Origin of the sequence: Nonomuraea sp. KM90, from assembly GCF_052246675.1 — a bacterium.
Lineage (GTDB): Bacteria > Actinomycetota > Actinomycetes > Streptosporangiales > Streptosporangiaceae > Nonomuraea.
This window is the reverse complement of record NZ_JBQQCB010000194.1, coordinates 1-13,535: the sequence shown is the minus strand read 5'-3', so window position 1 is coordinate 13,535 and position 13,535 is coordinate 1. Positions and strand designations below refer to the sequence as shown.

11 protein-coding genes and 1 pseudogene are annotated in these 13,535 nt (G+C 66.7%); 5 read left to right on the top strand and 7 right to left on the bottom strand.

All coding sequences use genetic code 11. The annotated features are described in order from the left end of the window. From ACTWPW_RS59650 to ACTWPW_RS59635, 4 genes and pseudogenes are all read right to left on the bottom strand, one after another. Positions 1 to 259: pseudogene (locus ACTWPW_RS59650) on the bottom strand (hypothetical protein); the annotation flags it as partial. A 98-nt stretch (positions 260 to 357) separates the two neighbouring features. Next, positions 358 to 573, bottom strand: coding sequence for a hypothetical protein (locus ACTWPW_RS59645; protein ID WP_443174316.1), 216 nt, complete (start codon positions 571 to 573; stop codon positions 358 to 360). A gap of 965 nt (positions 574 to 1,538) precedes the next feature. Beyond that, complete coding sequence (locus ACTWPW_RS59640) at positions 1,539 to 2,750, bottom strand: CU044_5270 family protein (RefSeq protein ID WP_443174315.1); 1,212 nt, start codon at positions 2,748 to 2,750, stop codon at positions 1,539 to 1,541. Then, entirely contained in the window at positions 2,743 to 3,345 is a 603-nt protein-coding gene (locus tag ACTWPW_RS59635; RefSeq protein ID WP_443174314.1) for an RNA polymerase sigma factor, read from the bottom strand. Before ACTWPW_RS59635 ends, ACTWPW_RS59640 begins: the two co-directional genes overlap by 8 nt. A 702-nt stretch (positions 3,346 to 4,047) precedes the next feature. Between ACTWPW_RS59635 and ACTWPW_RS59630 the strand changes: the two genes are divergently transcribed. From ACTWPW_RS59630 to ACTWPW_RS59615, 4 genes are all read left to right on the top strand, one after another. Then, positions 4,048 to 4,176, top strand: coding sequence for a hypothetical protein (locus ACTWPW_RS59630; RefSeq protein WP_443174313.1), 129 nt, complete (start codon positions 4,048 to 4,050; stop codon positions 4,174 to 4,176). A 278-nt stretch (positions 4,177 to 4,454) separates the two neighbouring features. Beyond that, complete coding sequence (locus tag ACTWPW_RS59625) at positions 4,455 to 6,278, top strand: preprotein translocase subunit SecA (protein WP_443174318.1); 1,824 nt, start codon at positions 4,455 to 4,457, stop codon at positions 6,276 to 6,278. A gap of 241 nt (positions 6,279 to 6,519) precedes the next feature. Next, positions 6,520 to 7,065, top strand: coding sequence for a winged helix-turn-helix domain-containing protein (locus tag ACTWPW_RS59620; RefSeq protein WP_443174312.1), 546 nt, complete (start codon positions 6,520 to 6,522; stop codon positions 7,063 to 7,065). Further along, positions 6,975 to 7,595 (top strand): IS630 family transposase, encoded by a 621-nt coding sequence (locus ACTWPW_RS59615; protein WP_443174317.1) that lies wholly within the window; start codon positions 6,975 to 6,977, stop codon positions 7,593 to 7,595. The genes ACTWPW_RS59620 and ACTWPW_RS59615 overlap by 91 nt, the downstream gene beginning before the upstream one ends. Positions 7,596 to 7,607: 12 nt before the next feature. On the opposite strand, the gene ACTWPW_RS59610 is transcribed toward ACTWPW_RS59615, so the two are convergent. After that, on the bottom strand, positions 7,608 to 8,879 hold the full coding sequence (locus ACTWPW_RS59610; protein ID WP_443174311.1) for an ISL3 family transposase: 1,272 nt from the start codon (positions 8,877 to 8,879) through the stop codon (positions 7,608 to 7,610). A gap of 207 nt (positions 8,880 to 9,086) precedes the next feature. Continuing rightward, positions 9,087 to 9,659: a hypothetical protein gene (locus ACTWPW_RS59605; protein ID WP_443174310.1), complete on the bottom strand. Its 573-nt coding sequence runs from the start codon at positions 9,657 to 9,659 to the stop codon at positions 9,087 to 9,089. Positions 9,660 to 10,067: 408 nt separating this feature from the next. On the opposite strand from ACTWPW_RS59605, the gene ACTWPW_RS59600 reads away from it, so the two are divergent. Next, complete coding sequence (locus tag ACTWPW_RS59600) at positions 10,068 to 10,841, top strand: transposase family protein (RefSeq protein WP_443174309.1); 774 nt, start codon at positions 10,068 to 10,070, stop codon at positions 10,839 to 10,841. 246 nt (positions 10,842 to 11,087) lie between these two features. Here ACTWPW_RS59600 and ACTWPW_RS59595 read toward each other — a convergent pair whose 3' ends face one another. Beyond that, positions 11,088 to 12,875 (bottom strand): reverse transcriptase domain-containing protein, encoded by a 1,788-nt coding sequence (locus tag ACTWPW_RS59595; protein WP_443174308.1) that lies wholly within the window; start codon positions 12,873 to 12,875, stop codon positions 11,088 to 11,090. Positions 12,876 to 13,535 lie beyond the last annotated feature (660 nt).

Here is a 13,535-nt window from a genome sequence, read left to right as displayed (position 1 = left end):
CGACGTTACGCCACGTCGTGCCGTCCCAGTGTGCGGCAAGCGCGTAGCGGGGCACGTGTGATTTGACCTCGTATTGTCCGACCGCCCAGGCATCATTGCCGGAGGTGGCGGACACGTCCAAGAACCTGTTGTGGCCGGTGCCGGGGTTTGGTGTGGGCAGCGTCTCCCACCCTGGCGTCCCGGCGGCGGCGTGGCCGGGTGTCAGCATGAGAAGTGCCGTCACGGCCAAACCGACGGCCAGATGTTTGCGTCCTGCCAACTTGTGCCTCTCTTTCCCGCATCGTGTTGATGGTCAAGTCCCACCGGGGGACAGATCACATTGAGCCATAGAGTCCGACTGTGATCATTACCGATTTCTTACAGGAGGTCGGAGAAGCAGATGAGTGGGCGCTTTATCCCGTCTGTCCCGGGGTTCAGGGCCCGCGCCACGGGGGTGTTCTCGCCGGTGAGGCGGCGGGTCATGAAGTCGATCACGACGATGTGGATCATGGCTTCGGAGCGACCGGACAGAGCCTCGTAGTCGCGGACCAGGCGGCGGTCCAGCGTAAGCCAGCCGAGGGTGCGCTCGGCCATACCGCACCACCGTCATCCACGGCGCCGCCAAGGCGGGCATCGACGTCGAAGTCGTCACCCGCGACCCCCGGCCACCAGCGGATTCACCCCGCTGCCCCGCCGCTGGGGGCTGCCAGCTTCGTCGACCAGGGGCAACGACGAGATCTGACTGATTTCGGCCATACCGAGGGACCCGCAGCGGCCGAGTCCCATGAGCCGTGTCACCCCCACATCGCACGACCCATCATCCACGCAGGTCAGCCCGGCGACGGCACATCAAAGAGCGAGCTCATCGGCATCTGGCGCAAGCACAACGTGGGCATTCGCACCGTAGAGAAGGCGCTGGCCTCGGTATGGCCCGAGCAGCGCAAGGCGCTGCCCACCCGGCCGTCCCGATGGGACCTTCAAGCCGCTGATCGATCAGATGTTACGGGCGGACCTCAACGCGCCGCTCAAGCAGCGGCACACCGCCAAGCGCATCTTCGACCCTCCTGCTGGGGAGCACCACGCCACCGGGCTGCGTCGTGGGCCAGGGGTTCCCACTCCGGGTCCACGACGCGACGGCTGCCCTGGTCAGCGAGCTTCCGGCTTGGTGACCCGGGCGGCTCCCAGATCGGCGACCATCTGCGTGAGCAAGCTGATGTTCTCGTGGCGGACAGCATGCGGGCCGGTCTTGTCGACGCCGGCGACCTATACCGCCGTCGGTGTTGACGCGTACCCGGCGTGCGACTGAGAACAACAGCGGTGGCAGTGTTCGCCCTGGTCATGCTGGCCGCTCATCCGTTAGCCGCGGCGGGTGCGCGGGCAGGGCCGACGTGATTCCGGAGGACTTCGCGATACCCGCCGTCCCTCCGGGCGACCCGCCGGGCGCTCCACCACCGCGCGGGTACGCCCCATCGGTCCTGCCCGCGTCGGTCGTGCCCGCGTCCAAGGGCTCGTCACGGATCGGTGGAACTCTTCTCCTCGCCCCGGGGTGGGCGTACGGGTCAGTTTCGGCGGGCGGGCAGTTCGGGGCGTTCGTCGGTCCAGCCGGCCACCTGATGGGCGGTGGAGCTGCGGATCTCCGTCCGCCGCCCGTTCGCCAGAGTGATGGTGTTCGTCCGCGTCTCGGCGAGAGACCGGCCCGTGTCGGGATCGACGACGAGCTGGGTCGTGGTGAGCAGGCCCGGTTCTATCTCTTCCTCGTAGCTGAGCGCCTGCCCGTCCCGGCCCAGCGGGTCGGTGACCTCCCCTTCTGACCGGATGCCGGGCGACGATGCGAGGATCCGGTACGCGGACGCACGCACCTCGCCTGAGACGGGCAAGGTGCTGATGAGCTCCACACAGCCCTGCCGAAGATGCCGCATCCCCACCTCCTGCCTGTCGATCCCGCTGCTGTCCGCCAGCAGCCGGGTGACGCGCTCTTGGAGGTAGGCCCGGAGCCGGTCGGGATCGTCCGGGATCGCGCGCAGGTCCTTCCAGGTGATCGGTTGCGCCGTCAGGATGCCGCCCGTACCCTTCCAGCCGCCGCGGAGCCGTGTGGCCGTTTCCTCGCCCGCCGCCGCTTCCAGCGGCTCGGACGGGACGGCGAACAGGTTCTCCGCCATGTCCTTGGGGTATCGCCAGCTCGTGGGCGCGCCCGCGGCCCGCCAGGCCGCCTCGTCCTGCGGGGTCGCGGGCTTGGCGCCGAGATACCGGTCGATCCACCAGCTCTGCAGTCCCGGCCGTTCCGCCAGCCACGACTCCTTCGACCGGCTAGCCTCGATCACGTAGGCGCGGGTGGGATCGGTCAGCGTCCATCGCCTGACCGTCACGGTACGCCAGTAGTCACCGGCCGCCCGCTCCTTCTCCGCGGCGACGGCCGCCGCGAGCAGGATCTGCCGGGCGCTCGGCGCACCCGCCAGCGACGACGTGCCGGGCTGGGGCGTCAGAGGAACGGGCCCGCCGGACAGCATCGCGGGCGCCACCACCGCGACCGCGGCGGCCACGGCCAGGCTCAGCCCGGCGCCGACCAGCCGGCCGCGCCGCCTCTTCCGCGCGGGCTTCAGGTCGTGGACGGGTGCGGTGGTCGTGGCGGTCGCCTCGGCCAGCAGCCGGGCGCGTCCCTTGATGACGGTGTCGAGGGAAGGTTCGTGCGTCCCGAGCAGGTCGAGGACCGCCTCCACCTGGCGCGGCTCGACCAGATCCGGCGAACCCTCGCCCTCCCGCAGCTCATCCATCAGATCCTCCAGATTCGGCGATGATGTCATTCAGTGCCACGCGCAGCTTCTTGCGCACCCGGTTCAGCCGGGAGGCCACCGTTCCCAGGGGGATGTCGAGGGCCTGGGCGATCTCGTCGTAGCTGAGGTCGCCGTACGCGACCAGAAGCAGCACGTCCCGCTCGCCGTCCGGCAGCCGTCCGAGTTCCGCGGCCAGCCGGCGCCGGGAGCCGGCCGCGGTCACCCGCGCCGCCACCCGGTCGGAGTGCTCGCCCTCGCCCGGATCGTCCGCCGGCACCCTGGCAAGCGCCTCCAGCCGACGCGTCTCGCTGCGGCGATGGCCAGCGAGGAGGTTGGTGGCAATCCCGTACAACCAGCGGCGCGCCACGCCCCGGTCGGGGTCGAAACTATGTCGTTTGCGAAACGCGGTCAGGAACGTCTCCGAGGCCAGGTCATCGGCGACCTGCGGCCCGACCCTCGCGGCGACATAGCGGTAGATGTCGCCGAAGTGGCGGTCGTACAGTGCCGCGAAAGACTCGGGCCGATGCCGTGACTGCTCGATGAGCTCGGCGTCGTCCAGCCTTTCCGGCGTATTGGGGGGAGCGGTCATCCGCATGGAGTCCCTTCTTCCAGGTACACCATTACTCCGCCGCAGACCCCGGCTCACTTCGCGGCCTGTGCCAAGGAGGGCGGCAGCCGCAGGCGGTCCTGATCGTATGGGCGCAGCTCGTGGCCGGGTCTGTCCGGCGCCACCACCGAGCCTGTTGCACGAGGTAAGCGGACGATTGCTAGATTAAGGTGATCACTTCGTCGGCGGGGCGGCAGACCCGAAGGAGGGACGGAGCAGATGCCTCGGCCAGAGGCTCCGCTGCGATGCGGCAACAGTTCGTTGTTACGTTTCGCGGCCAACCTGTGCTTCCTGCGCAATAAGGCCGGCGGGCATGCGCGCCTCCCTGCCAAGGACGACAGATCCCGTACCCCCCGGTCACCCGGACCATGGATCAAACCCCGTCGGCAAGAGCTCATCTAGATCACTGGCAGGCCACCACGATCCGAGGACCTTATCCCAACATGCATGCCCACCAGTAGAGAAAGGCACGTAACCAGCCCGAGCCGGCTCTACTTCTTAACCTATGAAGAGCTACGACGCCCAGCAGGTGGGCGCGATCCGGGCTCCGTTCCTTTCTCTGACGAGGGATTCTGACCTGGCCTTTGGCAGGAAAGCGTCGGAAGTTGGCTGGTGACCGGCTTGCTCCCTCGGATGAGGGTATGCGAGCGTTCAGTGTCGGATATAATTTCAGAACTCGAAGGAAACTCCATGCGGCGAATTGCAGTAATCCTGGTCGCGGCCGGAAGCTTCGTCGGCGGATTCGCAGGATGGACGATGGCTTCTGCGGCCGCCGACAGTGCCACGGGTACCGTGGAGATCGAAAACCGCGACTTCTAGTCGGCGGCGTGAGCTCTTTTGCTGCTTCCTCGGCCAAAAAGGGCTCACGCTGGCCCGGTCCTCCTTCAGGAGACATGCACTCGGGGAGTGCGAGGAAGTGCATTCCTCGATACCAGTTCGGGATGGCGTACATCAGAGGTCAGTTCGTGAGGCATACGCGTCCGTCGAAGCGGCAGCTATGCAAGCGCTACATGCCGGTGATAGACCGGTTGGCGAAGCGCATGTCGGGAATGTCAGACGGAGAACTGGCACGGCAAACCGCGTGATTCCGTAGTCGGCTGGCCGCAGGTGAGCTCGTCGATGATCTGCTGCCGGAGGCGCTCGCAGTCGCATGCGAAGCGTTCTGGCGGGTCTCCCGGCACCGCTGCTCCCCTGATGAGCTCTGGGCTGGCATCGCCCTACACGGACGGTGCGTGTTGGAAATCCACGATCACGCCGCGGCGGTGGCGATCGCCGTCTATCTTGGTGCGCTCGAGGATCGCAGTGTGCACGTGATGACCGGTGACGGCGCACCACGGACGACCGACGTGTGCTCATTCCTCGGATTGACGGTGGCTACGCTCACCCAGGACTTGGACGACGAAGAGCGGCGCGCGGCCTACGGAGCCGATGTGACCGTGGGACCGCCCATCCAATTCGGCTACGACTATCTGACGGATAACAGAGTGTCCGGGCCAGGGGGGCGCGTCCAACGCGACCTGCGACGTGCCATCGTGACCGAGGCCGATCAGGTTCTTCTCGTATCCACACAGCTGACCCTGCTGGTCAATGACAAAGTGGTGGCGTCGATCGCCTTGGCGGAATACCTGCGGATGTATCCGCACCTCGCCGGGGTGACCGCAACGGTCGCGACGGAAGCCGGTCGGATCGCGCACGGTTACGGCCTACCGGTCGAGGCCACTACCGCGCAGAAGCGGCCCGACCGGCGTGACCACCCCGACTTGATATACGCGACCACGGACTCCAAACTCCAGGCTCTCGTCGAGGCGACCGCCGGCTACCACGCCGCGGGCAGGCCGGTGCTGATCAGGGTGGACGCGCCCAGCACCGTCGCGCACCTGCGCGAACTGCTGGCCGCCCAGGGCCTCACGGCGACCTCGCTACACCCTGAGCGGCCACTGGCGCACGCGGGGCGACCAGGGGCGGTGACGCTGCTGAGCGAGCATGTACAGGACCGTCAAGTCATCTTGGGCGGCGACCTGGACTGGCTGGCGGAGGAGGAGGTGCTGGCCTCGGGTCTGGATCCGGTCGCCACGATATCCGCCACCTGGGTGGATGCCCTCGCGGCTGCCCGGAGGCGGTTGCTACCGGCCTGGGCCGACGACCGGCAGCGCGTGATCGATGCCGGTGGCCTGGCGGTGCTCGGCGCGGAATGCCTGGAGTCCGGATGGCTGGAGGCGCGGACCAGGGAACTCGCGGGGTCGCGCGGAGACACCCGCTTCTTCCTCTCACTGGACGAAAACTGGATCCCCTCTCGGAGCCGTTTCAACGGGGTCGTGAAGTCGAGTCCCGACCCAATCACCGGATGGCTGGCCACCAAGGCGCTCGGCCGTATGAAGCGAAGATTCCATCGGAATGTTGTCGATTTGCGCTGCAGGGGGTTCGACTACGCCTCGGTAGGCTCGGCGTTCCGTGAAAGGTTCTATGCCGGACGTCGCCGCCTTATCGAAGGTCGTGATCCACTGGCTGTGGTCATCGCCATGATCGGCCCGCGCCAGGCGACGGAATTAGAGGCCATGGCTGTGGGACCTGTCGGCAGTGCGATGCGTGAGCAGGTTCGAAGCGACGCGCGGCTCATCGTCGATGAGGAGTGGGCGAGATGTCTTCGCGATCTGCGGTCGTTGTACAACGGCTACTGGGACGAGGGCCTTCCAGCTGACTCACTGGCCGCCTACCAGCAGGAGTTGGAAGTGAGGTTCGAGGCGATGCGGCGGGACGTACGCGAGCGGCTGCTCAATCATCTCCTCGATCTGGAGGCGGAACTACCGAACCGGGAAACGATAAGGCGCGATTGGTACTACACGCGTGAAGGGGGCCTGGAACCCGGCCCCCCTTCGGCGAACGTCGATCCGCGTGAAACGCTGCCAAGCTCAGTGCGGTGACCCGAGGACGCGTGCGCGCTGTCGGCTTCGCCGTGATAGCCCCGTAGGCATTGCATTCTCCCACGGCGGTGTCGATGGCGCCGTTGCTAGTGTGATGCGCCGGAAGTTTTGAGCTTAAGTACTGTGCTGGTTTTCGGTGGTTGGCGGATTAATCTTGTTGAGGTACGTACAGCGATTGAAAGTCTGAGGTAACACGGCGTGGTTGCGTGCTCGCGACGGGGTTCGGGAGTATGCCGGTGGGATGCGTTATCCGGATGGTGGTGGTCTGACCCCGGCGGCGCGAGCCAAGCGTGAACAAGTCCGCTTGGAGGCTGCCGGGCTGTTCGCCGCGGGCATGTCGCCGCCTCAGGTGGCTAGGAAGCTGCGGGTCTCACGCAAGTCGGCCTATGTCTGGCACCAGGCCTGGCGCACGGCAGGAGCCGAGGCGCTGGTGTCGAAGGGGCCTGGCGGACAGCAGTGCCGGCTGAACGCCGCGCAGGTGGAGCGGTTGGAGGCCGCGTTGGACGCCGGTCCGGCCGTGTGGGGCTGGAGCGAGGATCAGCGGTGGACCCTGGCGCGGGTCACGGTGCTGGTCGGTAGGTTGTTCCACGTCTCCTACACCCCGCGCGGGATCTCCTATCTGCTGCATCGGCTGGGCTGGAGTCCGCAGGTGCCCCAGCGCCGCGCCATCGAGCGTGACGAAGAGGCGATCGCCACCTGGGTGAAGGACACCTGGCCGCTGGCGGAACAACGGCGCGGGACCAGGACGCGTGGCTCTGCTTCGCCGACGAAGCAGGCCAGTCGCTGAGGCCACCTGCGGCCCGTACCTGGTCCCGCCGTGGACGCACCCCGACCGTCACCGTCTCGGGCAAGGGCTCCGGGCGCGTCAACCTGGCCGGGCTGATCTGCCTCAAGCCGGGGCGGCGGACCCGGCTGATCTACCGCATGAGGATCTACCGGCGTCGCAAGAACGAGCGCAAAGGGTTCAACGAGACCGACTACGCCCGCCTGCTGGACGCCGCCCACCAGCAGCTCGGCGGACCGATCGTGCTGATCTGGGACAACGTCAACACCCACGTCGACGCAGCGATGCGCACTCTGATCGACGCGCGCCCGTGGCTGACGGTGTTCTACTTACCGACCTACGCGCCCGAACTCAACCCCGTGGAAACCGTCTGGTCACACCTCAAACGCAGCCTGGGCAACCTGGCCCCCTGCACCCTCGACGACCTCGCCGCGATCATTCGCAGCCGACTCAAGCAACTGCAGTACCGCCCCGACCTCCTGGACGCCTTCCTGACACACACCGGCCTGATCACGAACCCGAGATCGACATGAAACCCCGAACTTTCAACCTCTGTAGCGGGCGCGGCGGCGCTGGTTGGCGGCATTGCGGAAACCGAAGGCGATGCGTCCGACCAGTTTGATCATGCGGTGAGTGCCTTCGCTGGCGGCGTTGGAGACGCCGAGCAGGACGGCGTCTGCGATCTCGTGCCGCCAGGTGCTGACGGTCTGGGCCAGGCCCACCAGTTCGGGGATGTGGTCGTGATCGGCGCACCAGGACAAGAAGGTGGCCAGCCGGTCGCGGACCTGGCTGGGGCAAGTGGCCCGGAACAGGTGGCGGAGCTGTTCCTTGGCGACCCAGCAGGCCAGCACCTGCTCGCCGGGGGCGCCGGCGGCCAGGAAGGTCTCCCACATCGCGGCGATCCGCTGATCGGGTACGTCCTCCCAGTTGCGCAGCAGGGTGCGGCGCATGCCGTACTCCGGGTCTCCGCTGCGCCCGCGCCGTCCGTAGCGGGCGTGAATGGCGCGGCGGCGGACCAGGTTGATGACCTTGGTGGCGGCCTGGATCACGTGGAAGTGGTCCACGACCAGGCGGGCGTGCGGCAGCGCGGTCCGTGCCGCCTTGGCGTAGGAGGTGCTCATGTCGATCGCAACGACCTCGACCTGCTCGCGCCAGGCTGCGGGCTGTGCGGCCAGCCAACCGGTCACCGCCTCAGCGGTGCGGCCCTCGACCTGCCCCAGCAGTCCCTGGCCACCGCCGATGTCGACCAGCCCGGTGTGCCAGGTGTCGGCCTCCAGCACCCGCCGGCCTTCCTCGTCGAGCCGGTAGCGGGCCTTGCCGCGGCGGGTCTCGTCGATCCCCAGCACGGCCACCGGCGCCGGCGGGCGCGCCAGCAGCGCATCCGCCACCCGCTCGAAGGCGGCATGCGCGGTGGGCCAGCTCATCCGGTGCGCGGCCGCGACCTCTGCCACCGCCCGCAGCTGATCACCGATCTCCACGGCGACCTGGTCCCGTAACGGCTCGGAGATCCGGGCCGCGCAGGCAATCGGCGGGACTTGCTCGGTGAACGAGCCACGCCCGCACCAGGGCGTCGCGCACCGCCAGCGCCGCTTGTGCACTACCAGTGCGACCTGATCCAGCCCGATGGGCACATGCGCGGCCTGCGCCCGCACCCATTCCTTGGCGCGACCTGCCGGCAGACGGCAGTCCGGACATAACGGCCGCCCCGTCCGGTCCGGAATGACGTGCACGATCCGACCGCCGTCAGCCTCGTGCTCCACCTCGAATACCGCAACGCCGATCAGCCCGAGCAAGGCCGATCCCGTCTCCTGCTCCATGCACCCGCTGTGTGGTTGTGATCTTTTTCTTCAGCGAGAACATGATCTACCACCGCGGGTGCTCTTCATTCCACCCCTGGTTACCTATCGTCACCTCAAACGATCACCCATCGTGATCACTCGACAACGCTGGCCCGGCCAACCGCGAAGAGCCCCTTTTTGCCCGGAAGGGCGACGTGCCATATTGATCTCATGGCAGATCGAAATTTACTTAGCGCGACGCGCGCACAGGTACGCAGGGGCAACGCTATCGGGGCGGATCGATCCCCCGCCTGGATCAGCTGGCTGACGGCAGTCGCCGCCGCCTGGATCGTGTTCACGCACATCGTCGGCATCGTCGCGGGCAACCCGCAAAGCCTGGCCGTCAAGGCATGGGGATGGGGTGTCGTCGCTCAGTGGGTCGAGCACTGGCTCGTCCTGGGTGTCATGCTCGTTCTTCTTGCGTTCACGATCGAGTCCTTGGCGTACAGATACCGCCGTCGTTCTCGCCGTGGAGATGACCAGCCTTCTGATTCGTGACGCCAACAGAAGTGAGGATGAGTGCCGTAGTGAGGTGCGGTAGCGGCGGGCGGCGGTGTCAGGGCTGACATCCAGGACTGCGGCGATCTCGTTCCAGGTGGCGCCAGCCGCGCGATCGGCGGCGACGGCCGCGGCCAGGACGGCGCGGGCCTGGGCGAGTAGGAGCAGCGCGGGGGCGGTGTAGCCGGCGATCGGCCCGGATTTCCAGCCAGTCTGCTGGGTGGGCAGGGCGAGGTCTTCCGCGTGCAGGTCGAGGGCCAACTTCCCGGCTGCCTGAGCGAGGTGTGCGGCCTGGTCGCGGAGATGACGGTGCTGCTTGCGGGCGTTGTCCTGGCGTTGGTGGTGCTGGGTGAGCGGTCGCCAGCGCCTGGCGCTCGTGCGTCCGAAGGTCCACCGGCAGGCATTAGAGCAGTACCCCGCGCAGATATGAATCACGGGGGTCCCGGCCAAAAGGCAGGCAAACGCGCCAGGCGCGTCCCCTGGGGGCGAATAGGCCGGGAGGCTTGCTCACTCCGACCAGACCGACATACAGCGAGGCTTTTGCATCCCCTGGCGGCGGGGTGCTGGTCACAGCATGATCGCGACTGTGGTGTTCGCCTGACGACGTAAGAAGCCCCTGGTAGACGGATTGATCACCACAACCAGATCCGTCACAACCAGGGGCCTCGGATGCTTTTCTATCGCGCCGCCATCGATTTGTCGCGTGCAACGCTGAACTACGTCGCCGGGGTGATCCGCCGGCACCGCAAGGCGATCGGGTCGGCCTGGCGGCTGCTCAACCCGGGGCAGCAGGCGCTGCTGGTGCTGGTCTACCTGCGTAAGGGCGAGACGTTCACCGAGCTCTGGGCCGGTTTCGGAGTGTCGACGGCGACCGCGTGGCGGTATGTGGAGGAGACGGTCGCGCTGCTGTCTGCCCGCTCGCCCAAGCTCGGGCAGGCGCTGCGCCAGGCGAAGCGGGACGGGCTGCACTACCTGGTGCTGGACGGCACCCTGATCCACATCGACCGAATCGCCGCCGACCGGCCCTACTTCTCCGGCAAGCACCGCGTACACGGGATGAACATCCAGGTCATCGCCTCGCCGAACGGGACGATCCTGTGGACCTCCGGAGCCCTGCCCGGCAAAGCCCACGATCTGAGCGCCGCCCGCATCTGGGGCATCCTGCGCGCGCTGGAGACGGCCGGGATCATCACCCTGGCCGACAAGGCGTATCAGGGAGCCGAGGGCCCGGTGCTCACCCCGTACAAGGGCAAGAACAAGCCTGCCTCCCAGAAGCAGGCCAACCGCGCTCACGCCAAGCTTCGGGGTCCCGGGGAACGCGCGAACGCCCAGCTGAAAAGCTGGAAGATCCTCCGCAAGCTACGCTGCAGTCCGAGCAAGGCCGGCCACCTGTGCAAGGCCATCGCCGTCCTCCAGAATCACCGAGTTGCGCAGGCGGCGTGAGGATGTAGGGTCGGGAGCTGGCGCGGTAGCGTCTCCTGGCGGTAGGACTCGGGGCCTTTCTTCCGCCGGTTTCCCGGTCGGCTGTGCTCTCCCCGATGGCCATGGCCAGGTTCGTGGCTCCGTTTCCAGCTCCCGCCGCATCGAGTGAAGTCGACCGCCGGCGAGGTGCCCATGGCCAGGTCCTTTTCCGTCGGTCTCTTCCCGAACGGGGCGTGCGAGCTTTCCCCGCACCCCGCTCTCCAGTGATCATTTCGGGTAAGGCATGGTGGCCCGCCCGGCGTGGATGTCCTCATGGCAGTGGCGACAGATCACCAGCGTCTTGCGCCGTCGCATGGCCATCAGGTGCATCCAGGCGGGTTTCTCCCGGCGCCCCGGCTGCTTGAGATCGGCGAGTTTGCGGATGTGGTGGACCTCCAGGGCCTCCGTGGACTCGCAGAGCTCGCAGCGTCCGGCAAGAAGCCGATGGATCAGCTCGTTGCGCTTGGTGCTGGCCATGACCGGACGCCGGTCGGTGAGGACGGCTGTGCGTACTCGTTTGAGCGGGGTCCCGCCAAAGCGGGCGACCAGTGGTTTCCTGCCCCGATCGCGTTCGACGATGACCTGGAAGACCGTGCGCGGTCCCGCTGGTGTCTCGATGGTGGTTTTATGCTTTCGAGCCATCGCGTTAACCGTGCTGCGGTGTTTCCCCGCCAGCGTCTTCAGCATGGACGTCTCCATCACCCAGCGGAGCCTGCCGAGCCGGAAGACGTCCTGGGCGAGCAGGTAGTACTGGATCAGCCCGGCGTACTCGGAGCCGTACTTGGCGACGATGGTGAAATCGTCGTCCCGGATCAGAGCACCGCGCTGGGCTGGTTTCCCCTTGCTCATGTAGAGGGCGCACCGCTGCCTGATGACGGATTTGGGCACGAACAGGCCGATCGCTCCGTTGACCGCCCGCCGGTTGCGGGAGATCTTGGTGTCGGAGTGCTGGGCCCGGATGTCGTAGCCGAGGAAACGCGCCGCCTGGCTGGCGGCGTGGGTGATCAGCGTCTTGGAGGGCGACAGTTCCAGTTTCAGTTCCTCACGCAGGAACGTCGCGATCTTCGACTTGATCTGCTCGGCTTCGTGCTTGGGTCCGGCGAACCCCAGCAGCCAGTCGTCGGCGTAGCGGACGTAGCGAAGCCGCCGGTAATCCGGATCATCAGGGTCCTGGCTGGGGAGCTGGCGGCGGTGCAGGGTAAGCCTGCGCACCTCGGCTCGATCCCCGTGCCTGCGGGCCCTCGCGATCGCGTTCTCGACGACTTCGTATGCCCTGTTAGTGCGACGACGGCGGCCGCGGTTGTGCTCGGGCAGCAGCCGTTGTTCGACGTACTGATCGAACCGATCAAGGTAGATGTTCGACAAGACGGGCGATGCGATACCGCCTTGTGGCGCACCACTCAGCGTCTGGTGCCATCGCCAGTCCTCCAGATATCCGGCCTTGAGCATGTGGCCGATCAGCCGCAGGAACCGGCCATCGTGGATCTTCTCCGCCAGAATCCCGACCATCACCTCATGGTCTAAAGATCCGAAACAGTCGGAGATGTCTCCCTCGATGAACCAGTGTGTCCCCTTCCAGACCTCCACCACCTCGCTCAGCGCGGTGTGGCAGCCCCGGCGGGGACGAAAACCGTGCGAGCGGTCGGAGAACTGGGGCTCGTAATACGCTTCCAGCAGCAGTCGCACCACCTCGGCGACCAGCTTGTCCGACCAGGTCGGCAGTCCTAGCGGGCGCATCTTCCCGTTCTGCTTTGGGATATGGACCCGTTTGACCGACCGCCACCGATACCGCTCACCGCGTAACGCGTCGATGATTGTCTCGATCTTGGCCAGGGACATGCCGTCCACGGTCTCCCCGGTGACCCCCGGCGTCATCGCCCCCGCATTGGAGTACAACTTGCCGTAGGCCATCAGGAACAACTCCCGGTTGAACATCTGCCGATATAACCGCTCCACCGGCAGACCTCGTTCACCACGCTTACCGATGATGTCCAGCACCGCTGCGGCGCTCTGCATTACGCATACCTCCCAGCGCTGAACATCTCGATCACCTGTGCCCTTCGCCCTGCGGCCCGGCTTTCCCGGCCTCCCAGGCAGGTCGTCACTCCTGCGACTACTACGGGCACTCCGTCGCCATAGGGCTCGCGCCCCGTAGGCGATCCCGCGGTACGTCTTCGTCATACGTATCGAGCACGACGTAGGCCGCCCACTCATCTCCTTGACCGCCCTCGCTGGGCGGCGCTCCGCGCCACGGAGGCTGTCCCGACCCACGGGTTCATGCCGGGACATGACACGGCACCGGTTCCAAGCGTCATTCCGGTGGGTGCGCACTCTCACCACTGGAGATTGGACTTCAAGCAATCCAGCCTTGGCCCTATCGCGCGGGTCTTGCGGCACCCCGCCCTGGACGCCTCCAGACGGCCACCGCTTTCCTGCCATGCTCTTGTCCCCTTCAGGTTTCCCCTCCAGGTAAGGCAGGTGACCCAGGAACATTCCTCCGAGTTCCTCCCAACTGCGTCGGGGATATGACGAAACGCCTCACGGCGCACACCGTGCATGCGGTTCTCCCGCACACGGCTCACCGACGTCGTTCACCGGCGGCATTCGGTTTCACCCGCCAGGGCTTGCCCGCCCTGGGTGCGACGGTGATTCCATACAAGCTGATCAGTCTGAGGT